At 65.4% G+C, this 23,013-nt stretch carries 19 protein-coding genes; 4 read left to right on the top strand and 15 right to left on the bottom strand.

Features of this window, described 5'->3' with window-relative positions; all coding sequences use genetic code 11:
- Nucleotides 1-66 precede the first annotated feature (66 nt).
- Nucleotides 67-1,698 (bottom strand): amidohydrolase, encoded by a 1,632-nt coding sequence (locus tag BKA07_RS18085; protein WP_167952440.1) that lies wholly within the window; start codon nt 1,696-1,698, stop codon nt 67-69.
- A 148-nt stretch (nt 1,699-1,846) separates the two neighbouring features.
- Nucleotides 1,847-3,586: a thiamine pyrophosphate-dependent enzyme gene (locus tag BKA07_RS18080; protein WP_167952439.1), complete on the bottom strand. Its 1,740-nt coding sequence runs from the start codon at nt 3,584-3,586 to the stop codon at nt 1,847-1,849.
- Nucleotides 3,587-3,725: 139 nt separating this feature from the next.
- Here BKA07_RS18080 and BKA07_RS18075 point away from each other — a divergent pair, with 139 nt between their 5' ends.
- The gene (locus BKA07_RS18075) at nt 3,726-6,587 is read left to right on the top strand and encodes an aminotransferase class I/II-fold pyridoxal phosphate-dependent enzyme (RefSeq protein WP_167952438.1); all 2,862 of its coding nucleotides are present in this window, start codon (nt 3,726-3,728) and stop codon (nt 6,585-6,587) included.
- A 6-nt stretch (nt 6,588-6,593) separates the two neighbouring features.
- Entirely contained in the window at nt 6,594-7,637 is a 1,044-nt protein-coding gene (locus tag BKA07_RS18070; protein WP_167953386.1) for a proline racemase family protein, read from the top strand.
- A gap of 2 nt (nt 7,638-7,639) precedes the next feature.
- Here BKA07_RS18070 and BKA07_RS18065 read toward each other — a convergent pair whose 3' ends face one another.
- Genes BKA07_RS18065 through BKA07_RS18045 form a run of 5 tightly spaced genes read right to left on the bottom strand, consistent with a single transcriptional unit; the run spans nt 7,640 to nt 13,458 of the window.
- On the bottom strand, nt 7,640-8,866 hold the full coding sequence (locus tag BKA07_RS18065) for an acetyl-CoA C-acetyltransferase (protein WP_167952437.1): 1,227 nt from the start codon (nt 8,864-8,866) through the stop codon (nt 7,640-7,642).
- A gap of 40 nt (nt 8,867-8,906) precedes the next feature.
- Entirely contained in the window at nt 8,907-10,085 is a 1,179-nt protein-coding gene (locus tag BKA07_RS18060; RefSeq protein ID WP_167952435.1) for an acyl-CoA dehydrogenase family protein, read from the bottom strand.
- Nucleotides 10,075-11,811 carry an AMP-binding protein gene (locus tag BKA07_RS18055; RefSeq protein ID WP_167952433.1) on the bottom strand — a complete coding sequence of 579 codons (1,737 nt, stop codon included), beginning with the start codon at nt 11,809-11,811 and terminating at the stop codon, nt 10,075-10,077. The genes BKA07_RS18060 and BKA07_RS18055 overlap by 11 nt, the downstream gene beginning before the upstream one ends.
- Nucleotides 11,808-12,689, bottom strand: a complete 882-nt coding sequence (locus BKA07_RS18050) for an alpha/beta fold hydrolase (protein WP_167952432.1) — start codon at nt 12,687-12,689, stop codon at nt 11,808-11,810. The genes BKA07_RS18055 and BKA07_RS18050 overlap by 4 nt, the downstream gene beginning before the upstream one ends.
- Before the next feature lies 1 nt (nt 12,690).
- Nucleotides 12,691-13,458, bottom strand: a complete 768-nt coding sequence (locus BKA07_RS18045; protein ID WP_167952430.1) for a hypothetical protein — start codon at nt 13,456-13,458, stop codon at nt 12,691-12,693.
- 41 nt (nt 13,459-13,499) lie between these two features.
- Here BKA07_RS18045 and BKA07_RS18040 point away from each other — a divergent pair, with 41 nt between their 5' ends.
- Entirely contained in the window at nt 13,500-14,168 is a 669-nt protein-coding gene (locus BKA07_RS18040) for a TetR/AcrR family transcriptional regulator (protein ID WP_167952428.1), read from the top strand.
- Between the two features lies 1 nt (nt 14,169).
- Here BKA07_RS18040 and BKA07_RS18035 read toward each other — a convergent pair whose 3' ends face one another.
- The gene (locus tag BKA07_RS18035) at nt 14,170-14,694 is read right to left on the bottom strand and encodes a nuclear transport factor 2 family protein (RefSeq protein WP_167952426.1); all 525 of its coding nucleotides are present in this window, start codon (nt 14,692-14,694) and stop codon (nt 14,170-14,172) included.
- Nucleotides 14,687-16,099 (bottom strand): MFS transporter, encoded by a 1,413-nt coding sequence (locus BKA07_RS18030; RefSeq protein ID WP_209044026.1) that lies wholly within the window; start codon nt 16,097-16,099, stop codon nt 14,687-14,689. The genes BKA07_RS18035 and BKA07_RS18030 overlap by 8 nt, the downstream gene beginning before the upstream one ends.
- Before the next feature lie 115 nt (nt 16,100-16,214).
- Here BKA07_RS18030 and BKA07_RS18025 point away from each other — a divergent pair, with 115 nt between their 5' ends.
- The gene (locus BKA07_RS18025) at nt 16,215-16,730 is read left to right on the top strand and encodes a MaoC/PaaZ C-terminal domain-containing protein (RefSeq protein ID WP_209044025.1); all 516 of its coding nucleotides are present in this window, start codon (nt 16,215-16,217) and stop codon (nt 16,728-16,730) included.
- Nucleotides 16,731-16,764: 34 nt separating this feature from the next.
- Here the strand turns inward: BKA07_RS18025 and BKA07_RS18020 are convergent, their stop codons facing one another.
- The 6 genes from BKA07_RS18020 to BKA07_RS17995 form a co-directional block, all read right to left on the bottom strand.
- Nucleotides 16,765-17,520 (bottom strand): amino acid ABC transporter ATP-binding protein, encoded by a 756-nt coding sequence (locus BKA07_RS18020; protein ID WP_209044024.1) that lies wholly within the window; start codon nt 17,518-17,520, stop codon nt 16,765-16,767.
- The gene (locus tag BKA07_RS18015; RefSeq protein WP_167953380.1) at nt 17,517-18,314 is read right to left on the bottom strand and encodes an amino acid ABC transporter permease; all 798 of its coding nucleotides are present in this window, start codon (nt 18,312-18,314) and stop codon (nt 17,517-17,519) included. The genes BKA07_RS18020 and BKA07_RS18015 overlap by 4 nt, the downstream gene beginning before the upstream one ends.
- A 212-nt stretch (nt 18,315-18,526) precedes the next feature.
- Nucleotides 18,527-19,321 carry a transporter substrate-binding domain-containing protein gene (locus tag BKA07_RS18010; RefSeq protein ID WP_167952424.1) on the bottom strand — a complete coding sequence of 265 codons (795 nt, stop codon included), beginning with the start codon at nt 19,319-19,321 and terminating at the stop codon, nt 18,527-18,529.
- 191 nt (nt 19,322-19,512) lie between these two features.
- Nucleotides 19,513-19,983 carry a heme-binding beta-barrel domain-containing protein gene (locus BKA07_RS18005; protein WP_167952422.1) on the bottom strand — a complete coding sequence of 157 codons (471 nt, stop codon included), beginning with the start codon at nt 19,981-19,983 and terminating at the stop codon, nt 19,513-19,515.
- A gap of 85 nt (nt 19,984-20,068) precedes the next feature.
- Complete coding sequence (locus tag BKA07_RS18000; RefSeq protein WP_209044022.1) at nt 20,069-21,499, bottom strand: MFS transporter; 1,431 nt, start codon at nt 21,497-21,499, stop codon at nt 20,069-20,071.
- Between the two features lie 204 nt (nt 21,500-21,703).
- Nucleotides 21,704-22,906, bottom strand: coding sequence for an MFS transporter (locus BKA07_RS17995; RefSeq protein WP_167952421.1), 1,203 nt, complete (start codon nt 22,904-22,906; stop codon nt 21,704-21,706).
- Nucleotides 22,907-23,013: the final 107 nt, after the last annotated feature.

The raw sequence follows: 23,013 nt of genomic DNA, 5'->3' as shown, positions 1-23,013 counted from the left end.
GGACTGGAGGGCTCAAGCGTCCGCGGGGTTGCTGAGTCTCTGTGCAGAGCTCTGCGGCGCGGAAATTCAGCGCGCGTCGTGGGTGAACCGGCCGCCGAGGACTGTGGCGCGGACCGGGATCTGTGAGATTTCGTCGGGGGCCACCTCGGCGGGGTGGGCACCCAGCGCGACGAAGTCCGCGAGCTTCCCGCGGGTCAGCGTTCCCCTGTCCGCACCCTGTCCGGAGGCTTCGGCGGCGACCGAGGTGTAGGCGGCGATCGCCTCGTCGGGAGTCAGAGACTCGCCGGCGGCGCCCATGACGTCGCCGGCGCGGGTCTTACGAGTCACATAGGCCTCGATCCCGCGCAGCACATTGCCGTCGGCGCAGGGCCGATCCGAGCTGCCGGGTACCATGATCCCCGCGTCGACGAAGGACTTCGCACGGTAGAGCAGCGGCCTGCGCTCGGGACCCAGCGAGGCGTTCATCCCGTCCCCGATGCCGTCGGCGAATGCTGCCTGCGGGGTGACGACGATGCCGTTGTCGGCCAGGGTGCGCAGGTGCTCGTCGTGGACGATGCCCGCGTGTTCGATCCGGTTGGGCACGGCCCGGCGACCGTATCTGGCCTGAGCGTCGACGATGTTGGCCACGGCTGCGTCCACGGCCGCATCGCCGATTGCGTGAACGGCGACGGACCATCCGGAGGCGTAGGTGTCGAGGATCTGCTTGCGCAGAGCCTCGGCGTCGGCCTGCAGGTAGCCGGGATGGTCCTTGCCGACGTAGTTCTCTCGCAGGGCGGCGGTCTCGCCGCTCAGAGCACCGTCCATGAAGAACTTGACCGGACCCAGCGAGATGAACTCATCGCCGAGGCCGGTCCGCACCCCTGCGTCGAGGCCGATGCCGAAGCCGTCGGCCGAGTTCGCGGCGATCTCGTGGAGGCCGTCGGCTTGGGGCATGAGCTGACCGCGGGCACGCAGCTTGCCCTGTTCGCGGGCGCGCAGGTATGCGGTGATCTCGATGGGGGAGTGGCCGATCCAGCCGTAGGCGATGCCGCAGTCGCCGAAGGAGGTGATGCCCTCCTTCGCGTAGTACGCGGTCGCCAAGTCGATGGCCTCGACGATCGTGTCGAGTGAGTACGGGCGGATGAGGTCCTGGACGAGCGCCTGCGCGGTCTCTTCGAGCAGCCCGGTGGGATGGCCGGCCGCATCACGGACGACCTTGCCTCCGACCGGCTCGGTGAAGTCGGCCTCGAGGATGCCCGCCTGCCGCATCGCCTCGGTGTTGACGATGGCCGCGTGTCCGGAGGTCTGGCGCATGAACAGCGGGCGCTCGCCCGTGATCTCGTCGAGGCGGGACAGTTCGGGGTACTGCCCGTCGTAGTCGCGGTGGGCGTAGCCGGTGGCGTTGATCCACTCACCGGCCGGCGTCGTCGCGGCCGCCTTCTCGAGTGCGGCGTAGACATCGGGCAGCCCGCCGGGCAGCGCGGTGACATCGATCGACGCCAGGGTCAGCCCGAACCACGCGGTGTGGCAGTGGACGTCGTTGAAGCCCGGCAGTACGGTCGCCCCGTCCAGGGACTCGACGCGATCGGCGGTGATGCCGTCGAGCTCCTCGTCGAAGCCGATGATGCGTCCGGCGAAGACGCCGATCTTCTGTGCCCGCGGACGCGCAGGGTCGAGCGTGTGGGCGTCGAGATCGGTGAAGATCGCGTCGATGTTCATGGAGTCACCTTATGGTTCACAGGGGTTAGCGGGCTGGACACCCGACGGTCGGCAAGTTCTGCTTGATCTCGAGCGAAATTTCGAGGCAGACTTGCCGACCGTTGCGGGGTGCGCACAGTGGCAGAGGGGCTGAGACCGGCGTGCCCACTCACGCCCGGGCTCCGCGGATCGTGGGGTCGGTGAGGCATCGGATGAGGGCCGGACCCTCGTGCGCGAGCGCGTTCTCGAACGCGGTCCGGAAGTCCTCGGTGGCCTCGACCGTGAGTCCCAGGCCGCCGAAGGCCGTGGCCAGGGCGGCGAAGTCGGGGCTGGACAGGGCCGTTCCCGATGGGCGGCCGGGGTACTCGCGGTCCTGGTGGCCGCGGATCGTGCCGTAGACCGAGTTGTCATTGACGACGACCGTGAGGTTGACCCCGTACTGCACCGCGGTGGCGAACTCCTGGCCGTTCATGAGGAAGTCCCCGTCCCCGGCGATGCAGAACACGGACCTTTCGGGGTGGACGAGCCCGGCGGCGACGGCGGCCGGGAGGCCGAAGCCCATCGACCCGTTCCGAGGCCCGAGCACCGAGGGGAAGCCGTGGGTGGGCAGGAATCGGGTGGCCCAGCCGGAGAAGTTCCCGGCCCCGTAGGTGATGATCGCGTTGTCCGGCAGCAGCTCCTTCACGTGGACGAACGCCTCGTCCATATCGACGAAGGTGTCGGTCGAGCCTGAGCCGTCCAAATCAGTGCCGATACCCGCCGAGGTGGGTGTCGGCACCCGCCAATCCTCGAGTTCGGCGCGGGCATCGCGGATCCATTCGGGCAGCGGCACCGGCTCATCATCTGTGGCCAGGTGCTCATCGCCGACGGCGGGTTCGTCGATCGACCCGTCGGAGGCCACCGAATACGCACGTGAGCCGTCGGCGGTGAACAGAGCCTGGGCGAAGCGGTTGACCGAGGTGACGATGTGCTGGTCGAGGCCGCCGAAGTGTCCGTGGGCATCCGGGTCGGGACCGATCACGACGGTCTTGGGGTCGGTGCCGATCGTGAAGGATTCGGTGGCCACATCCGTGCGGACACAGCCGAGGAAGATGTGCAGGTCAGCCTCGGCGAAGGTCCTCTTCGCGACCTGGGAGGCACCGAAGCCGAGGATGCCGAGGAAATTGGGGGAGTCGTGGTCGATGCCGTCGTAGGCGCGGAAGGTGCCGATGACGCCGAGGCCCCGGTCGCGTGACCATTGGGCGATCCGGCGGGAGGTCGCCGGTGACCAGTCCTCGCCCCCGATGACGAGAACGGGCCGATCGGCCTGCAGGATGCGGGCCCGCAGCTCGGTCACGTCGCCGCCATACGGTGCGGCGGATCCGTGTGTGCGCGGTGCCAGCACGCTCCCGTCGCTGGCCTCCACGAGCACCTCTTCGGGCAGGCCCACGACGACGGGACCCGGGCGGCCGGTCACGGCGGTGTGCATGGCGTCGGCGACCACCTCGGCGGCCTTGTCCGGGTCGTCGAGGGTCAGTACCTTCTTCGTCGTGGTCGAGAACCACCCGTTCAGGTCGAACTCCTGGAAGGACTCGCGACCGCGTGCGACGGTGGGGATGAGGCCGACGAACACGACGAGCGGGGTCGCGTCCTGAAACGCGGTGTGCACGGAGACCATGACGTTCGAGGCTCCGGGACCGCGCGTGACCATGGCGATTCCCGGGATGCCGGTCATCCGGCCCTCGGCGACGGCCATGTAGCCGGCCCCACCCTCCTGCCGGCAGACGATGGGGGCGATGGTCGAGTCGTGGAGGCCGTCGAGCACGTCGAGGTAGGACTCGCCGGGGACCAGATAGGAACGCTGGACACCGTGGGCTTCGAGCTCCTTGACGAGGAGATGGCCGGCGGAAAGTGGCGCTGAGTTGTCCATGGCTTCATGCTTATCATTCTTTTGTCTCATGTGGGCGGACCGTTGAACATTCGGTCGCGCAACGCCGTATGATCTTGGCACAACGGATTCCGCAGGGATCGCTCGACAACGAGATACTTCATCGCCAGGAGGCTTTAGTATGACCGGCATCGACTCCGACGAACACTCGGCACAGGCGGCTTTCATGCCTGGACCGTCAGCCGCCGGAGGCACGCCCCGAAAGCAGTTGGACTCGGAGGAATCGGAGAGCGGGTTCCGGTCTCGGCCGAAGAAGTCCCAGCTCGAACGCGACCCGGGGATGCCTGCGAGCACCTGGCGTCTGCGCTCCGATGCGTGGGAGTACCTGAAGTTCGCGATCAAGCGGCTGGCCATCAGCGGCGGGGACTTCTCGATGATCGCCGCCGACGGTGAGGTGTGGCGTTCGCTGCGGTCGCTGAAGACGATCGAACTGTACTGGGGCGGATTCGGCCAGCGCTACGTCGAGGACATCGCCGAACTGCTCTCGAACGGCGAATTCGATCGGGCCCACGACATGATCACTCGGGCGGTCAACCGACTGCGCGGGACCACCGTGCCCGACGTCCCCGAGGACGATCTCACCGACGAAGAGCGCGCCGAGCACAAGGACCGGCAGGATCCGCGCCCCCGCTTCGAGGTCCTCATCGTCGACGAGACCACCGAGGGCGGCCGCGATGAGCTGCACACCGATCTGCTCAAGCTGCGCAATGCCTCCGACCAGTTCATCTACGACTACGTCATCGTCCCCACCGCCGATGACGCCGTGGCCGCGGCGCTGACGAACCCGAACCTGCTCGCCTGCGTCATCCGCCCCGGATTCACCGACCGGACCCGGCAGGTGCTCAGCCGCGATCTGCGCAACGCCGTCGCGCTCGCCCACGAGGGCACAGCGAACTCGCCGACGACCCCGATGAGCCCGCTGAACTCGGTGCGTCGCGTGCTGCGCCTGGCCGACACTCTGGCCGGTCTGCGCCCGGAGCTCGACCTCTACCTCATGGCCGGTGCCCATATCGAGAACCTGGCCGGTGCGATGACCCATCGGTTCCGGCGCGTCTTCCGTCGGGAGGACCAGTTCGAACTCCACCTGTCGCTGCTGCGTCGTGCCCAGCACCTCTATGACACGCCGTTCTTCACCGCCATCCGGGAACACGCACGTCGGCCTGCCGGCGTCTTCCACGCGCTGCCCGTCTCCCGCGGGGGATCGGTCGTGGGCTCGAAGTGGATCAGCGACTTCGTCGACTTCTACGGGCTCAACCTGCTGCTTGCCGAAACCAGCGCCACCTCGGGTGAGCTCGACTCCCTGCTCGCGCCGGTGGGCACGATCAAGAAGGCGCAGTCCCTGGCCGCGCGGGCCTTCGGTGCCAAGCGCACCTACTTCGTCACGAACGGCACGTCGACGGCGAACAAGATCGTCCACCAGGCAATCGTCTCGCCCGACGAGGTCGTCATGGTCGACCGCAACTGTCACAAGTCCCACCACCATGCCCTCATGCTCACGGGAGCCAGGACCGCCTACCTCGAGGCCTACCCCCTCAACGACGTCGCCTTCTACGGTGCCGTGCCGCTGAACCGGATCAAGGCGCTCCTGCTGGACTACCGAGCCGCCGGTCGCCTCGACGAGGTGCGGATGATCACCCTGACCAACTGCACCTTCGACGGGATCGTCTACGACCCGGAGAAGGTCATGGCCGAGTGCCTGGCGATCAAGCCGGACCTCGTATTCCTGTGGGACGAGGCATGGTTCGCCTTCGCCCGCTTCCACCCGGTCACCCGCAAGCGCACCGCCATGGTCGCCGCCGAGCACCTCGAGGACCGTCTGGCCACGGACGCCCACACCACGGCGTACCGGGAGCAGCGGAAGCGTCTCTTCGATGCCGATACCGGCGAACCCGCACCCGACGAGGCATGGCTGAACGAGTCGCTGCTGCCGCCGCCGGATGCGCGGATCCGCGTGTATGCGACCCAGTCGACGCACAAGACCCTGACCTCCCTGCGGCAGGGGTCGATGATCCACGTCTACGATCAGGAATTCGCCCACGGTGCCGAGGAGTCCTTCCACGAGGCGTACATGACACACACCTCGACCTCACCGAACTATCAGATCCTCGCCTCCTTGGATCTGGGGCGTCGACAGGTCGAGATGGAAGGCTTCGCCCTCGTTCAGAAACAGCTCGACCTGGCGATGAGCCTGGCGTCGGCGGTCTCACGCCACCCGCTGCTGAAGAAGACGTTCCGTGTGCTCACCGCCGCCGATCTCATCCCGGACGAGTACCGGCAGACCGAGCGGACGATGCCGTTGCGAGACGGTCTGGCGACCTTCTGGAATGCGTGGGCGACGGACGAGTTCGTCGTCGACCCGAGCCGCATCACCGTCGAGATCAGCGGCACCGGCGTCGATGGGGACACGTTCAAGCACGAACACCTCATGGATCGGTACGGCATCCAGGTCAACAAGACGAGCCGCAACACGGTGCTGTTCATGACGAACATCGGCACTTCCCGGTCGGCCGTGGCCTATCTCATCGAGGTCCTCGTCAAGCTGGCGGGGAAGTTCAACGATCCGCACGAGATCCGGTCCGAGGACGCCCTGACCGAGCCTGCCGCAGTGATGCCGCCGCTGCCCGACTTCAGCGCCTTCGCGCCCGAGTACGCGGCCGAGGTTCCCGCCGAGGGTCCCTCGACGCAGTTGCCCGACGGTGACCTGCGCACGGCCTACTATGCGGGACTGCGTCGCTGGAACATCGAGCACGTGCTCCCGCACGAGCTGCGCCGCCGGATCGAATCCGGTGACGTGCCGGTCTCCGCCGGGTTCGTCACCCCGTACCCGCCGGGATTCCCGGTGCTCGTGCCCGGCCAGGTCATCACCGCCGAGGTGCTCGACTTCATGTCCGCCCTCGACACCCGAGAGATCCACGGCTTCGATCCTCGCCTGGGCTACCGCGTCATCCTGAAGAAGGACCAGTCCGAGGGCTCGAAAGGCTGATCAGCGATCCGCACGAACCGTCTCATCCAGACCGTCGAAGCCCATACCGAAGGGCTCCCTGTGCGGATCGTCACCGGGGGAGTCGGAGTCTTCCCCGGTGCGACGATGGCCGAGCGCCGAGCTTGGTTCATCGAGAACTCCGATGAGCTGCGCACCTTCCTCATGTGCGAACCTCGCGGCAGCAGCTGGCTCTCCGGTGCGATCCTGCAGCCGCCGACGCGTGATGACGCGGACTGGGGCGTCCTGTTCATCGAGGTCACCGGTGTGCTCCCGATGTGCGGTGCCGGCACCATCGCCGTCGCCACCGTCCTCGTGGAGACCGGTATGGTGCCCGTGACTTCGCCGGTGACGACCGTGCGACTCGACACTCCGATCGGCCTCATCGCCGCCGAGGTGGCTGTGCAGGATGGTCGGGCGGAATCCGTGACCATCGTCAATGTCGCCTCCTACTCCCACGCGCTCGACCGGATCGTCGAGGTGCCCGGACGCGGCGAGCTCTTATGCGATATCGGCTTCGGCGGCAACTTCTATGCGTTCGTGTCCGCCGAGGAGGTCGGTCGTTCGGATGGGGGAGTCGGCATTCCCTTCGAGCGTGACCGTGCCGAGGATTTCATCGCCGCCGGTCGGGACATCATGGCCGCGGTCAATGAGCAGATGGAACCCGTGCATCCGGAGACGGGGTATCGCGGCTGCGAGCACGTGGTGTTCCTGGCTCCGGAGGCGAACGCCGAGCCAGGTGCCGTGCAGGGCGGCCCCGGCGCGCGCCACGTGCTCATCAATGCTCCCGGATGGTTGGACCGCTCACCGGGTGGAACCGGCACGAGCGCTCTCATGGCCGTCCGGCATGCCCGCGGTGAGCTGGACCTGAACACGGATTTCACCAACAAGTCCTTCATCGGCACCTCGTTCACCGGGCGCCTGGTCGAGGAGACGACCGTGGGCGGCCACGCGGCTGTCATCCCCACGATCACGGGCAGCGCCTGGCTGACGGGCACCGCCCAGTACATGCTCGACCCGTCCGACCCGTTCCCCGCCGGCTTCACCCTCTGAGCTCAGCGGCTCATATTCTCGAAGACCGCGGCCATGCCCTGTCCGCCGCCGATGCACATCGTCTCGACTCCGTAGCGTGAGTCGCGTCGTCTCATCTCGTGCAGCAGCGTGGCCAGAATGCGGCCGCCGGTCGCGCCGACGGGGTGGCCCAAGGAGATTCCGGAGCCGTTGACGTTGAAACGCTGCGCGAAGTCATTCGCGCTCAGTTCCCATTCTCTGGTGCAGGCCAGAGCCTGAGAGGCGAAGGCTTCGTTGAGCTCGATGAGATCCATGTCGCCCAGCGTCAGCTCTGCGTGTTCGAGTGCCTTGGCCACGGCGGGCACAGGGCCGATTCCCATCGTCTTCGGCGGTACACCTGCGACGGCCCAGCCGACCATGCGGGCGAAGACGCGCAGACCCAGTTCACGGGCCTTCTCTTCGGTGGCGATGATGCAGAGGGCGGCCCCGTCGTTCTGTCCTGAGGCGTTGCCGGCCGTCACGGTCGCTTCCGCATCCGAGGTCTGGAGGATGGGACGCAGTCGAGACAAGGATTCCACGTTCGCATCTGGCCGGATGTGTTCGTCACGGGTGATGACCTGTTCAGGGGTCTTCCTGTGTGCGGGTACCGTGACGGGCACGATCTCGTCTCCGAACCGGCCGCTGTCCGTTGCCGCGGCGGCCTTCCGGTGGGATTCGACGGCGAATTCGTCCTGCTCCTGTCGTGGGATGCCGTACTCGGCTCGCAGATTCTCGGCGGTCTCGATCATCCCGCCGGGAACGGGGTAGTTCGTGCCCCCTGCGGTGACACGCCCGCGGGCCAGGCTGTCCTTGAGATCGATTCCAGTGCCTTTGACGCCCCAGCGGATCTCTTCGTTGAAGAAGGCACCGCGGCTCATGGTCTCGACTCCGCCGGCGATGACGACATCGGCGAAGCCGGCGTTGATCATCGCATGGCCGTCGGCGATGGCCTGCAGTCCCGACCCGCAGCGGCGATCAACCTGACGGCCCGGCGTGGTCACGGGAAGGCCGGCGTTGAGTGCCACGACTCGGCCGATGGCGGGGGCTTCCATCGTGGGGTAGCAGTTGCCTAGGATGACGTCGTCGACGACATCGGCCTCCAGGCCGGACTTGGTGATCAGTGCTTCGAGGGTCTGACGTCCGAGCTCTTCGGGCGGCAGGTGCTTGAACTGGCCGCCGAATCCGCCGACGGCGGACCTGACCGGCTCGCAGATGACAATGTTTCTCGACATTCTTCCTCCTGAAAGGTTGTTGGCTGTCTGAACAGCTGCGTCAGCGTCCGAGCAGTTCGTCGGAGATGATGCGCATCTGGATCTCTGACGATCCTTCGAAGATCTTCGTCAGCCGGGCATCGCGCCAGTGGCGTTCGACGGCGAAGTCCTTCGTGTATCCGGCACCGCCATGGATCTGGACCGCCTCCGAGGTGACCGTCTCCGCCATCTCGGCCGCCAGGTACTTCACCATCGCCGCTTCTTTGTCACACCGGGCACCGGAGTCGATCTGTGTGCACACGTGATACATCAACGCCCGACTCGCCTCGATCTGGGCAGCCATGTCCGCGACCTTGAATCGCAGATGCTGGAACTCCGCCAGAGGGTGTCCGAACTGCTCACGCTGCTTCAAATACGCGATCGAGTCCTCGAGTGCCGCCTGTGCCAGACCGATCGACCTCGCTGCGGTGTGGGCACGCCCGACCTCAAGGCCGGACACCGCCTGGTAGAACCCACGGTCTTCCTCACCCAACAGTGCGTCGGCGGGCAGGTGGAAGTCATCGAAGGCCACATCCCAGGTCTTCCACCCGAAGTAGCCGATCTTCTTCACCGCAGTCCCCGACATGCCGACAGGAAACTCGCCACGGGGTTTCTCCACGAGGAATGCCGAGATCCCCCGGTGGCGTTTGGCCTCATCCGTACTGGTGCGGGCGAAGAGGATGAGGTAGTCGGCTTGGTCGGCATAGGTACACCACATCTTCGTGCCGTTGATCACCCACCCACCGTCATCGGCCCGGGTGGCTTTGCAGCGGATGTTGGCGACATCGGAGCCGGCCTCGGCTTCGGACAGGGCGAAGGCACCCAGGTATTCCCCGGTGGCGACCTTCGGCAACAGGCGGGCTTCCTGTTCGGGTGAGAAGTTGCCGCCCATGCCGTTGCCGCGCGCCAACAAACCGCCCACACTCATCCAGGCGCGGGAGAGCTCTTCGGCCACGAGGCAGTATTCGAAGACGCCGAGGCCGAGGCCGCCGTATTCTTCGGGGATGAGGATGCCGAAGAAGCCCATCTCGGCCATCTGCGTGACCATCGACTCGGGGAACTGTCCCTCGACGGGATCGAGTTCATCGGCGATCGGGAGGACGACGTCACGGGCGAACTCGCGCGCCAGGGCCTGGATCTCCTGCCTCTCCTCGGTCATGAAATGCGGGGTATCCGGGCGCGGACGTGGCTTATGTGTCATGGTGATTCTCCTTAGATGTTCTGGAAGCGAGCACTTCCGTGGCTTCCATCGGCTGGGCGGCCCATTCGCGCAGCACCGCCGCCTTGATCTTCGAACCGTTGGTCCCCGCGGTCACAGGCATGGTCTCAACGAGGCGGACCTCGGTGGGCACCTTGAAGCTGGCCAGCCGCTGTTTGCAGTACTGCCGGATCTCCGTCGGATCCGGAGCAGAACCAGGTACCGGCTGGACGAAGGCAACGACTTCAGGTGCCCCCGATTCGTCGGTGCGGGCGACGACCTTCACGAGTTCGACGTCGTCATGTGTGATGAGGTGGAATTCGATCTCCGCCGGGTCGACGAGAAATCCGCGCAGGCGGATGACATCGCCCATTCGACACACGTACTCGAACGCTTCAGGCCCCTGAGCCCGGCCGAGGTCGCCGGTGGAGAACCAGCCGTTGCCGGCGAAGTTCTTCGCACCTTCGCCCGTATCGCCGAGGTAGTGGTCGACGACGTTCGCGCCGCGCAGTTGGACCTCGCCCTCCGAGCCGGAAGGGACAGGTTCGTTGGAGAGCGGGTCGACGATCCGGTAGTCATAGGCAGGGTCGACGAGGCGGCCCCCACCCGAGTATCGAAGCTCCTCCCGCGTGTCGGTCGGCCAGAACGCGGTGAGGGCGAAGACCTCGGACGAGCCATAGACTCCGACGGTACGAGTACCGAACGACTCGGCGGCCCAGTGGGCAATGTCTGCTGACATGCCTTGGAAATCGGCCACTCCGGCCCACTTCCACGAATCGAGGCGTGTCCCGGTGTCTTCGCAGACACGGCGTACACGGGAGAGCATGTCGTCGGCTCCGACGAAATGCGTACCGCCGAATGCGTTCCATGCCGACACAAGTTCGTGCTCATCGAAGACGGGGTGGAGAAGAACTGCGGCACCGCCGAACAGCGCTCCCATTCCCGCCGAGTATCCGAAGACCCCGGAATAGGGGAGTGGCTCGACCAGGACATCGCCGGGGGCGTATCCGACGCGAGCAGCCACGTGCTGTGAGTGGGAGACGACCGCGCTTTCGCGGTGAGCCGCCAGCTTCGGCATTCCGGTGGATCCCGAGGTGGTGAAGGCAACGGAGAGGCGATCGGCGCTGGGAGCAGCCGGAGGCGGGGCGGCGGCCTCGGGAGAGGTCTCCGCCGGCACCGTCACAGCACCCGAACCCAAGTCGTAGTCGGTGGCGACAGGATCGTCGGATGCCCCCGGCACAGGCCACACGAAGGCAACGGGCGGAACGAAGGGCTGCTGCGAGTCGACGGGAGCCTCCGCCTGCGCCTCGGCGACTGCCTGCGTTGCCGTTGACAGGAAGTCGAGGCCGCGGAATCCGTGCGCCATCACGAGGGCGCGCGGCCGAGCCTTGGTCAGGACGTGGCCGACCTCGGCGACGTTGTATCGAGTGTTCACGCCGATGACATGTGCCCCACGTGCGGAGGCGGCGAACTGCCATGCGTAGGTGTCCGCCCAGCTGGGCAGCCAAACGGCTACGCAGTCGCCGTCGCCCACCTCGTGTGCGGCGAGGAGGGCCGCGAACTGGTCCGCACGGGTCAGCAGGTCGGTGACCGTGACACGCACATGCCCGTGCTCGAGCCCCGTCTGCTCAATGCTCGCAGGAACCGGATCGAGGAGAGCAGTGCGCTGTGGTTCGGCTGCGGCCCATTCCTGGAGGTGGCCGTAGAGAGTGATGTCTGAAGAGGTCATGAGCGAACTGTCTCCGTTCCTTCGTCGGTCTGGCCCAGGTCGCGCACCCATGCGTCGACCTGGTTGGCGAAATCGGTCATCTCCTCCATCGGATAGTGCCCGATTCCGGGGAGGAAGGTGAATGATCCTCGAGGGATGGACTCGGCGTCGCGGCGGATCGCCTCGGCGTCGATCCAGAGGTCGTCCTCACCGGCGACGAGAATGGTCGGACATGCGATGTCCGGAAGGCCGGCGCGGACGTCGTGTCTGCCCCAGCCGATCAGGTCCGAGTTCGACACGATGGGGTCTTCGCGGCAGTGCATGGCGGCGATGAGGGAGCGACGTTCCTCAGTGACGGCCGAGCCGACGACGGCGCGGGTGCCCCAATAGGTGCGGTCGCCGCGCGATGGGGTCGAGATGTCGACGAGTTCGCGCGTCAGCCCGCGGATGGAGACGTTTCCCGAGTCGGCTCCGGCGGCCATCGCGATCGCTGCCTGGATGCGATCACCTGCTCTTACGGCGAGATCGATCGTGATCTTGCCGCCGATCGAGCAGCCGACGACGACGAATCGGTCGATCCCGAGCTGGTCGAGGACGGTGAGCGCGAACTGCGCATAGTCGCCGAGGTCGGTCACCGGTCCGTCGACAGAGGGTTCGGAACGTCCGTGGCCGGGGAAGTCGGGGACGATGACGCGGTAGCCGAGGGCGGCGAGGTCTGCGGCCACGTGGCTGTACTGCACTCCGCTCTGGCCGGCGGTGTGGAGCGCAAGCAGCGGTGTTGCGTCCCCATCGCCCCAGTCCTCGACGAAGGCGATGCGGTCGTTGATGACGAGCTGGTGCGCACGCAGTGTGGTGACACCGGCAGGAACGGTTGTGGGAGTCTCGGTCAGGGTTGTCATCTCAGGCCACCTCTGTGCGCTCGTCGGCGCTCGTGTGTGCACCGGCGTATCCGGCGGCGGCGGCGAGGCCGCGGGCGTGATCGACGATGCGGATGAGCGCGCTCGTCATGCGCAGGTATTCGTAGCCGGACCCCGAGGACTTCATCCGGCCGAGCATCGCGGTCTCCATGAAGGTGTTCTGCTGTGACGTCATGAGGTCGATGAAGACCTCTCCGGGGATGTCGAGGACGAAGTCCGCGCCCTTGACGGCGCGACTCACGACCTCGAGGACCTGCCCTCGGTAGCAGCGAATGTGCACGGGGCGGGCGCCGATCGACAGGCCGATGGTTCCGTCGTATGTCTCGATGAGGCGAGCGAACTCCTCGTCGGCGCTGAGGCGTGTGCGGAGTTCGGCGTTCCACTCTTTGCCGGCCGGGCACAGCAGACCGGATACGGTGGCAGAGTCGTCGGGCTCGGAGGCGAATGCGAACCTCAGCACGGAGCCGTCGACGCCGCCGCCGGCCAGGTGCGCTGTCACCTCGGTGCGCAGCGTCGTGCCGCGACCGGGGAGGACCGCTGTGACGACTGCCTCGGCGGTCATCGGATCCTCGCTCGGGGCAGCAGCGGACGGCGTCTTCAGGTCGAGGTCGGCGGAGAGCAGACTTGCCGAGCCGCCGATCTCGTCGATGATTCTGCTTGCCACGGAGTCGGCCGCGGCAAGTGGTGAGCCCGGGGTGAGTGACTCGGTGTCAGCAAGCAGCTGCTGACCAGGAGTGAGGGGCTGTGTCATTGCGATTCCTTCCGAAGTTGCATGTGAGAAGATTGGTGCCCATGGGAGAGAAGAGACGGGCTGCGCCGCGATTCATCGATCGTGGGACGGTCGTCGAAGCGGCACTCGGAGTGTTGTCTGCGAAGGGGTTCCACGGAGCTTCGACACGTGAGATCGCCAAGGCAGCCGGGACCTCGCTGTCGAACCTGTACAACTACTTCGGCTCGAAGAGCGAGATCCTCGAATTCGTCCTCGAAGACACCGGCCGGACTCTGGCCGACTCCCTCGAAGAGGCGGTGCTCGCGGCCGGCGATTCGCCGTTGGCCAGGCTCGAAGCCGCAGTGCGGGCGTACGTCGACTTCATCATCGCTCGACCTCAGGCCTCCGTGGTGGGCATCACCGAGTTCCGCTACCTCGAGGGGCAGAACCGCGCCGAGGTGGTGGCCCAGCGAGATCGGACGGAAACGGTCTTTCGCGATGCGATCGCCGACGGGCACGACGTCGGAGTGTGCGATGTGCGCGATATCGGTTCGGCGACGCGCGGAGTCGTCACTCTCTGCAACTCGATGTCCACCTGGTATCGACCCGATGGCAGGCTCTCGCCCACCGAACTCGCCGATATGCAGGTCGACCTCGTATTCGGTCTCGTGCGTGCCGATGGTCGTCCCGAGGCCGCCGGCAGTCCCGAGGCCGCCGGTCGTGATCACAGCAGCGCCCAGAGGCGGGCGTGATTCAGGCCGATGGAGCATTCTCGGCTCTTTCCATGGTGCGCTCATCGGCGGCCCCGACTGCGGGAGGAAATGTGAATCGTGCGGCATCCCATCCGGCATCGAGAGAGGACCAGAAGAAGAACGAGACCTTGCGTTCGCTGAACCTCCATCCATCTGCGGTGCGGATCATCGTGTCGTCATACCGTCCGGCGGCCAACTGAGATTCGCCATCGACGACGCAGGGCTGGAGCAGCCATGTCGTGCCGGTGGCCCAGTCGCCGTCGATGTCGACGGTCTCATTCGAGCTGAAATGCCACCACGAGGTGACGGTCGTCGAGTTGAGCGTCGGGAAGAACTCGAGCATCTCCTCGCGTCCCCGGGCGGTGGAGAGCCCGACGAATGCTCCGTCGTCGGTGAACGTGTCGGCCAGCGCATTCCAATGGCCGTCATCGAGTGCCTGACAGTAGCGGGCGCGAAGCTGCCCGATCTCCTGGATGTCTTCGAGGTGTGCAATGCGCTCTTCGAGTGTGGGGGTCTGTTCAGGCATGTGCGACCTCCTCTTCACGAGCCGTCCGTTCTGCGATGTCGCGTGAGGTCTCGTGCAGATTGGCTTGGAACCGTTCCCTGATCGTGTAGACGGCGATGAACGTGATTGCGGCCATGACGATGATGTAGACCGACACGCTCGCCGAGGTTCCCGTGGCTTCGATGAGGGACACCATGATCATGGGCGCGAGTCCACCGGCGAAGACGCTGGCGAGCTGGAATCCGAGCGAGGCTCCGAAGTACCGGACGTCGGCGGGGAACATCTCCGCGAAGAGTGCCGCCTGCGGGCCGAACATCATGGCGTGCAGTGTGAGTCCGATGACGAGGGCGAGAGCGACGAGGACCGGATTGCCGGTGTCGACGAGCCAGAAGAACGGAAACGCCCAGACGGCCATGAGCACGGTGCCCAGGAGGAATATTTTGCGACGGCCGTGGCGGTCCGACCATGACCCGAAGAACGGGATCGTGAAGATCTGGGTGGCAACGGCGAGGCAGACGATCATGATCATCGTCGTCTGTGAGAGACCGACATTGGCGGTGCCGTAGGAGAGCATCCCGGAGATCATGACGTAGAACGTGCCGTTGACGACGAAGAAGGCTCCGGCCGCCTGGAAGATCTGAGGCCAATACTTGCGAATGGCGCTCAACAGGGGCACCTTGGGCATGTCCTTGTCAGCGGTTTCGGCCTTGGCCTTCGCCTGCATCGACTTGAAGACGGGCGTCTCTTCGATCTTCAACTGGACGAAGATGCCGACCGCGACGAGCAGCAGACCGGACAGGAAGGGCACCCGCCAGCCCCAGGAGATGAACGCGTCCGAATCGACGAAGAGCAGGATGCCGAGGAAGAACGCATTGCCGATGATGATCCCGGCGACGGTGCCGAGCTGGACCAGGGAGCCGTAGTAGCCACGCCGTCTGATGGGGGAGTGTTCGGTCAGCAGCAGTGTTGCGCCGCCCCATTGTGCGCCCACTCCGAGCCCCTGGATGAGACGAGCGCTGACGAGCAGGATGGGTGCCCAGATGCCGATCGTGTCGTAGCCCGGCAGCAGTCCGATGGAGGCGGTGGCGAGGCCCATGATGACCATGGATGCGACAAGCGGACCCTTGCGTCCGAGTCGATCGCCGAGAGCTCCGGCGATGATTCCGCCGAGCGGTCGCGCGATGAAGCCGACGGCGAGCGTGCCGAATGAGGCGATCGTGCCCAAGGCGCCTTCGAGCGAGGGGAAGAAGATGTGTCCGAACACCAGGGCTGAGGCAGTCGAATAGATGAGGAAGTCGAACCATTCGAGGGCGGTCGCGAGGATCGAGGCGCTCGCGAGCTTCGTCATCTTGCTCTCATCGGGTGTGTCGAGTTCGACGCTGTTCGACGTCGTGTCGTCCGCGGGCGGACCGGATGTAGAGTTCAAAGTCACTCTCCTTCGAGTAAGGAAGAACGTTCGTTCTTGTATGATGAGTATGGCACGTCACAGCCGGGGTTGGCAACAGTCGACCGAGACTCGAACAAGAGAAGGGGAACAGCCAGTGGCCGAAGGAACAAGGGACGATCAGAGGACGACTCCGATGCGGTCGCCGGAACGAAATGTCATCTCTACCGATCACAGCCTGTACTACGAGGACCTGGCGGTCGGTCAGGTGTACAGATCGTCTTCGCGGACACTCTCGGAGGCCGACCTGACCATGTTCTCAATGCTCTCCGGAGACTGGAATCAGGTGCACTCCGATGTTGAGTACTCGAGAGCCGACGGAGGACAGCGACTCCTGCACGGGGTCCTGGGAATCGCAGTCGTCACCGGGCTCATGGACAAAGCGGGCTGGTTCACCAGTTCCGCGATCGCGATGACCAACCTCGACGACTGGAATTTTCTGCAACCGCTGCACATCGGCGACACCGTGACGATGGAGATGGAGATCGTCGGCAGACGAGTGGTCTCCGCCGGAGACAAGGGCATCGTCAGCCGCGAGTTCACCCTCATCGATCAGCACGGTGAGATCGCACAGCGAGGCAGAAGCGGCATGCTCATCAAGCTTGCCGCATAACATTGCCGCATGGATGTGAGGTGGGTCCGCGCCGCTACCCGAGCTGTCCGGGATTGAGGACGCGAGCGAGGAAGTCCTTCGTCCGCTGTTCGGCCGGGTTGCCGATGACTTCCTTGGCCGGGCCGGCCTCAACGACGTACCCGCCGTCCATGAAGATGACACGGTCAGCGACCTGCCGGGCGAACTCCATTTCGTGGGTGACGACGACCATCGTCATTCCCGCCTCGGCGAGGTTGCGCATGACCTGGAGGACGTCTCCCACGGTCTCGGGGTCGAGTGCGGACGTGGGCTCGTCGAAGAGCATGACGTCGGGATCCATGCTCAGGGCACGTGCGATCGCCACGCGTTGCTGCTGACCGCCGGACAGAGATGCGGGCTTGTCTTCGATCTTCTCCGACAGCCCCACCTTTGCGAGGTTCGCCTCGGCGACCTTGTCGGCCTCTGCTTTGGAGCGCCCCAGCACCTTGATCTGGGCGACGGTGAGGTTCTCCCTCACAGTGAGGTGGCCGAAGAGGTTGAAGGATTGGAAGACCATGCCGATGCGGGTGCGGGCGGCATCGATGTCGAGGTCGAGGTCGGTCATGTCCATGCCGTCGACGACGATCGAACCGCCGGTCGGCGTCTCAAGGGTGTTGATGCAGCGCAGCATCGTCGACTTGCCCGAACCCGAGGGTCCGACGACGCAGACGACCTCGCCCTTGTCGACCTCGAGGTTGATGTCGGTCAGTACCTGATTCGCCCCGAAGCTCTTCTTGAGGTTCTTGATCGAGATGATCCTGGCCGTGGTCATTGCTTTCCTCCTGGCTCGGCAGAACCGTATTTGCGTTCGAGCACCCGCGACAGATAGGACAGCGGGATCGTGATGACGAGATAGCAGACCGCGATGACGATGAACGGGGTCAGGTTGGCCGTGTTGACGATCTCCGCTCGGGCCAATGCGGCCAGCTCGCGCCCGTCGACCGAGGAGCCGAGGATATAGGCCAGCGAGGAGTCCTTGGTGAGCAGGATGAGCTCATTGGTCAGCGGAGGCAGGATGATGCGCATCGCCTGCGGCAGGACGATCGTGATCATCGCACGAGTCGACGACATGCCCAGCGATCGCGCTGCTTCGACTTGGCCTTTCGGCACTGCTTGGATTCCGGCGCGGATGGTCTCGGCCATATAGGCCGACCCGACGAGGGCGAGGGCGATCATGATGGTGATCAGCTGCGGCAGGGCGAAGCCGGGGAAGGCGACCGGGAGGCCGAAGCCCATGACGAGGAAGACGACGAGGGCGGGCAGGCCGCGGAAGAACTCGATGTAGACGAAGGCCAGCCACCGATAGACCCCGACCGAGGACAGGCGCATGAGTGCGAGGACGATCGCGATGATCAGGCCCAGGACGAAGCCGAGGAAGGTGAAGACGACGGTGTTCTTCAGCGACTTGGTGATGACATCGGGAAACATTCCGATGGCGACATCGAGGCGCCCGAACGTATCGACGAGGGTGGGCCAGTCTGCGACGAATGCGATGACGGCGGCGATGACGATGAGGATGCCGTATTGGATCCCGCGCGAGAGCTTTGCCTTCTGGCGTTTGCTCATCTTCTGCTTGGGGGCGGAGGCTGCGGAGCCGGTCGGGCCCCGGTCCGGGGCCGCAGGTGTGGGAGACATGGGTGACGTCCTTCGACTGTGTCTGCGGATCTGACGGTGGTCGTTCCGCGTGTGCTGATCGGTGGCGGGAGGCGCGAGCCCCCACGCGAGAAGGCGGTCAGCCTCGGCGAAGGTGCCGGGGCCGACCGCCTGCTCGTCAGCGATCATTTGGGCGCGTCGCCGAACCACTTCTCGTAGATCTTGTCGTACTCGCCGTTGTCCTTGATCTCCTTGATGGTGTCATCGATGGCCGTCTTCATCTCGGCATTGCCCTTCTTCATGCCGATGCCGTAGTGCTCGCCGGTGTCGATGTCGAAGCCGACCGCAAAGCCGTCGTTGGTCGCGGCATAGTCGTAGAGGACTCCGTTGTCGTTGATGACAGCGTCGGCCTGACCGTTCTTCAGTGCTTGGAGGGACAGCGGCAGGTCTTCGTAGGTGATGACCTCGGCGTCCTTGAAGTTCTCTGTCGCGTAGTCGAGGCCCGTCGTTCCCGCCTGAGCCGCGACCTTGAAGCCCTTGAGTGCGTCGGCATTCTCCGCGGTCTTGTCGCCCTTGGTCAGGATCGCCTGATTCGCCGCGAAGTACGGCTCGGAGAAGTCGATGGCCTCTTCACGTTCCGGGGTGATCGTCATCGCCGCAGCCGCCACATCGCACTGGCCCTGGTTGAAGGCAGCACCGGTGGTGATGGTTTCGAAGGGTGTGTTGACGATCTTCTGTTCCACGCCGAGCTTCTTCGCCACGGCATCGACGACGTCGACGTCGAACCCGACGACCTTATCGTCCTTCTCGAACTGGAATGGCTGGTAGGACAGGTGGGTGCAGGTCGTCAGTTTGCCGTCTTCGACGACGGAGACTCCGCCTTCGGCTGTGGCTGCGGCTTCATCGCCGCCTCCACCGCATGCGGACAGGGCGAGCATGGCGCCGACGGCCACTGTCGCCAGGGTCAGGCGTCGTTTCATCATTCCTCCAGAGGTGTGGTGACATCGATGTCACAAACAGGTGTTGCCCCGAGATCGAAGTCTGAGCAACGTCTGGAAAGAATCGTACCGTGTGCTGAGTCACACTTCCGACCATCTCGGCCTCGCCGAGGCGGTCGTTGCCAAATCGTAGTGTTGAGTCTCGCCGAGGCAGTCATCGCCCGGGGCGTTCTTCAGCCTTCTGCTCTGTGCAGGTCCGAATGGAGGTGGTGTGTCATATCCACACCGACGGCGGCCATGGAGAAGTCGACCGCCAGCTGATTCTTCGTCAACCGGTAGGTCCGCGCGGTTGCCTGGACGGACTTCGCCGAGGTGGCCACGAGGACCTGTGGTGACTGCAGCTCGAGGATCAGCCCTTCCTCGGTGGAGGTCAGGGCGCCTTCGGCCAGTTCGGTCTGACCGGTCGGTTGAGCCAGCGTGAATTCGACGGACGTCGGAGTGGAGCTGCGCAGGTACCCCGTTTCCATATGCATGGGCTGGCCTTCTGGCGACCACGTGCGCTGCCGATAGACCAGGAAGGGTTTGCCGACCTCGCGGAAAACCAGCTCTTCGGTATAGCTGAAGGTGTCGATCGTGGGGTAGTGGCCTGTTCCGGAGCCTAGCCACGTGCCGATCAAGGGCTGCAGTTGCGGCGGAAGCGCCATGGTCATCCTCCCGAGGCTGGTCGTCTTCGTCTCGATCCTAGGGCATGTCGCGTGACCGGAGTCAGGCAATACCTGCTGCTTCGGCTCAGTTCAACTCCGCCTCCATGTCGAGATCCGAGGTGTCCTTGGCCAGGAACAGGGCGATGAGGGTGAGGATTGCCGCGCCGACGATGTAGAGGCCGCACCAGAAGATCGTTCCGCCCTCGGCCTGCCACAGGGCGACCATGGCGAACGGGGCCGGCCCCGCACCGATGACGCTGGACATGTTGTAGGACACGGCCGAGCCGGTGTACCGGACGTTCGCGGGGAACAGCTCCGGCAGATAGGCCGCCATCGGTCCGAAGGTCAGTCCCATGAGGATGAAGCCGACGATGAGGGCGATGATGACGCCGGGCGTTCCCGCGTTGAACAGTGCGTTGACGACGAGCCCGTAGGCGGCGATGAGGACCGTGACGCCCAGGAGCATCTTCCGACGCCCCAGCTTCTCGGCCAAGGGGCCCGAGACGACGGTGAAGATGCCGAAGAACACGACGCCGATGATGAGGTAGGTGAGGAACTCGTTCTTCGAATACCCCAGCCCCGCGACGAACCCGACGGGATCGAAGGTCTTACCGGCCGCCTCGGCGGCCATCTTCGCCTGGCCCGTGGTGGCCGGCGACGTTCCGTACGTGAGGGTGAACGCGGTCATGAAGTAGAAGATCACGTAGGTTGCGAGCATGATGAATGTGCCCAGGAGCAGCGGCTTCCAGCTCGTCTTGAACACGCGGCCGATCGGGGCCTTGGAGATCTGCTGCTTCTGCGCGACAAGCTGGAAGGCCGGAGTCTCCATGAGGGACAGACGGACGTAGAGCCCGACGGCGACCAGCAGTGCCGAGAGCAGGAACGGGATGCGCCATCCCCAGGCGAGGAAGGCTTCGGGGGAGGTCCAGGCGTTGAGCGCGACGAAGAGCAGATTCGCGATGATGAAGCCGACGGGTGCGCCCAGCTGCGGGAACGTTCCCCAGATGGCGCGCTTGCCCTTCGGGGCGTTCTCGGTGGCCAGCAGCGCCGCACCCGACCATTCGCCGCCGAGGCCCACACCCTGGCAGAAGCGCAGGAGCACGAGGAGCAGCGGAGCGAGGACGATCCAGCCCGGCGTGGTCGCGGTCGGCAGGAGGCCGATGAGGAAGGTGCCGATGCCCATGATGAGCAGGGAGGCGATGAGTGTCTTCTTGCGGCCGATGCGGTCGCCGAAATGGCCGAAGATGATCGAGCCGAGGGGCCTGGCGACGAAGGCGACCCCGAAGATCGCGAATGAGCTCAGCAGCTGCGTCGTCGAGGTCTGGCTCGGGAAGAAGAGGGCCGGGAAGACCAGCGACGAGGCGGTCGCATAGGCATAGAAGTCGAAGAATTCGATCGTGGTGCCGACCATCGAAGCGGTCAGCACCTTGCCTCGGGTGTTGTTCTTCCGGGTCGCCGCGAGGGCGGCGTCGTCGGGCTGCGCGTCGGGCGAGCCCGGCTGTGTATCGGTGGACATGTCCTGTTGTGCTCCGCTGTGAAAGAGAGACGAAGGCACGGGCGGGTGGTGCTCGTGTCAGATGAAAGTCGCCGGGCACGGGGTGAACGACGACTGCTCGACACTACTCTTGTCTCGGCAACCGCGCCCCGACGGTCTCAGGAGGCGAGATTGTTTGCACGTCCGAGTAATCGGCTTGTGATGGGCGGTCAGAGCCCGCCGGTCTCAGACTTCGACGGTCGAGCGGCTGGAGGTCTCGCCTCGGCGGAGGACGATCGCGATGATGAGGACGATGAGCCCGAGCAGGCACAGGCCGACGCCCACCCAGGCGGGGGCGCGGTAGCCGAGGCCGGCGGTGATGACGATTCCGCCGAGCCAGGCGCCGAGGGCGTTGGCGAGGTTGAACGCGGCATGGTTCATGGCCGCTGACAGGCTCGGGGCGTCGTGCGAGTCGCGCAGCAGGCGCATCTGCAGGGCGGTCGTGATCATCGAACCGGCGATGCCGATGAGGAAGAGGGCGATGATCGCGACGGCCGCGATGTGGGTGAGGGCGCCGAAGACGGACAGCACGAGGGCGGAGAGGATCATGCCGCCGATGCCGGAACGCTCGATCGACTTGTCGACCAGCGGGCCCGCGATGAGGGATCCGGCCGTCATGCCGAGCCCGTAGACGGCCAGCACCCAGGGGATCGCGACCTCGGGCACACCGGCGACGCCGGTCATGGTCGGGGTGATGTAGGTGTAGACGGCGAACATTCCGCCGAATCCGACGGAGCCGGCGACGAGGGTGAGGATGATCTGGCGGCGGCCCAGCGCCTTCATCTCACCGCGGGCCGAGGGGACGCCGCCGAGCCGGACCCGCGGCACACCGACGGCGACCATGATGACGGTGAGCAGCCCCAGTGATGCGACCAGGGCGTAGGCGCTGCGCCAGCCGAGCATATTGCCCAGTGCCGTGGCGACCGGGACGCCGACGATGTTCGCGATCGTCAGGCCCAGCATGACGCGCGACATCGCCCGTCCGCGCCGATGGACAGGTACGAGGGAGGAGGCGACGATGGCGCCGACGCCCAGGTAGGCGCCGTGGGGGAGCCCGCTGACGAAGCGTGCGATGTTGAACAGGGTGGCGTCGGGGGCGAGCATCGATGCGAGATTGCCCAGTGCGAAGAGGCCCATGAGCACCAGCAGCAGGAGCTTGCGGTCCATGTGCGCGGCGATCGTGGTGATCAGCGGAGCGCCCACGACGACGCCGATCGCGTAGAACGACACGGCATGACCGGCCTGGGGCACGGTGATGCCGAGTTCGCGGGCGATGTGGGGCAGCAGGCCCATCGTCGCGAACTCGGTCACGCCGATCGCAAAGGCGCCGATCGCGAGTGCGAAGACGGCGAATTTGTAGACTCGGCGGGACACTGGGGCGTCACTCATGTCGTTCCTTCGACTGAGGGGATTATCCGGACAGCGATGGAGCCCGAGGTCAGGGTCTGACCGTGCTATTCACCGCAACCGAACAAGCCTATTGCCCAAGTGTCGGC

Origin of the sequence: Brevibacterium marinum (assembly GCF_011927955.1) — a bacterium.
In the GTDB taxonomy this organism is placed as follows: domain Bacteria; phylum Actinomycetota; class Actinomycetes; order Actinomycetales; family Brevibacteriaceae; genus Brevibacterium; species Brevibacterium marinum.
Note: the sequence above shows the minus strand (reverse complement) of the source record. Positions and strands in the feature narration are given on the sequence as shown.

What these genes read in the sequence shown, in the direction of transcription:
- BKA07_RS18085 (WP_167952440.1), bottom strand. Translation starts at nt 1,698, where the DNA reads ATGAACATCGACGCGATCTTCACCGATCTCGACGCCCACACGCTCGAC.
- BKA07_RS18080 (WP_167952439.1), bottom strand. Translation starts at nt 3,586, where the DNA reads ATGGACAACTCAGCGCCACTTTCCGCCGGCCATCTCCTCGTCAAGGAG.
- BKA07_RS18075 (WP_167952438.1), top strand. Translation starts at nt 3,726, where the DNA reads ATGACCGGCATCGACTCCGACGAACACTCGGCACAGGCGGCTTTCATG.
- BKA07_RS18065 (WP_167952437.1), bottom strand. Translation starts at nt 8,866, where the DNA reads ATGTCGAGAAACATTGTCATCTGCGAGCCGGTCAGGTCCGCCGTCGGC.
- BKA07_RS18060 (WP_167952435.1), bottom strand. Translation starts at nt 10,085, where the DNA reads ATGACACATAAGCCACGTCCGCGCCCGGATACCCCGCATTTCATGACC.
- BKA07_RS18055 (WP_167952433.1), bottom strand. Translation starts at nt 11,811, where the DNA reads ATGACCTCTTCAGACATCACTCTCTACGGCCACCTCCAGGAATGGGCC.
- BKA07_RS18050 (WP_167952432.1), bottom strand. Translation starts at nt 12,689, where the DNA reads ATGACAACCCTGACCGAGACTCCCACAACCGTTCCTGCCGGTGTCACC.
- BKA07_RS18045 (WP_167952430.1), bottom strand. Translation starts at nt 13,458, where the DNA reads ATGACACAGCCCCTCACTCCTGGTCAGCAGCTGCTTGCTGACACCGAG.
- BKA07_RS18040 (WP_167952428.1), top strand. Translation starts at nt 13,500, where the DNA reads ATGGGAGAGAAGAGACGGGCTGCGCCGCGATTCATCGATCGTGGGACG.
- BKA07_RS18035 (WP_167952426.1), bottom strand. Translation starts at nt 14,694, where the DNA reads ATGCCTGAACAGACCCCCACACTCGAAGAGCGCATTGCACACCTCGAA.
- BKA07_RS18020 (WP_209044024.1), bottom strand. Translation starts at nt 17,520, where the DNA reads ATGACCACGGCCAGGATCATCTCGATCAAGAACCTCAAGAAGAGCTTC.
- BKA07_RS18015 (WP_167953380.1), bottom strand. Translation starts at nt 18,314, where the DNA reads ATGAGCAAACGCCAGAAGGCAAAGCTCTCGCGCGGGATCCAATACGGC.
- BKA07_RS18010 (WP_167952424.1), bottom strand. Translation starts at nt 19,321, where the DNA reads ATGAAACGACGCCTGACCCTGGCGACAGTGGCCGTCGGCGCCATGCTC.
- BKA07_RS18005 (WP_167952422.1), bottom strand. Translation starts at nt 19,983, where the DNA reads ATGGCGCTTCCGCCGCAACTGCAGCCCTTGATCGGCACGTGGCTAGGC.
- BKA07_RS18000 (WP_209044022.1), bottom strand. Translation starts at nt 21,499, where the DNA reads ATGTCCACCGATACACAGCCGGGCTCGCCCGACGCGCAGCCCGACGAC.
- BKA07_RS17995 (WP_167952421.1), bottom strand. Translation starts at nt 22,906, where the DNA reads ATGAGTGACGCCCCAGTGTCCCGCCGAGTCTACAAATTCGCCGTCTTC.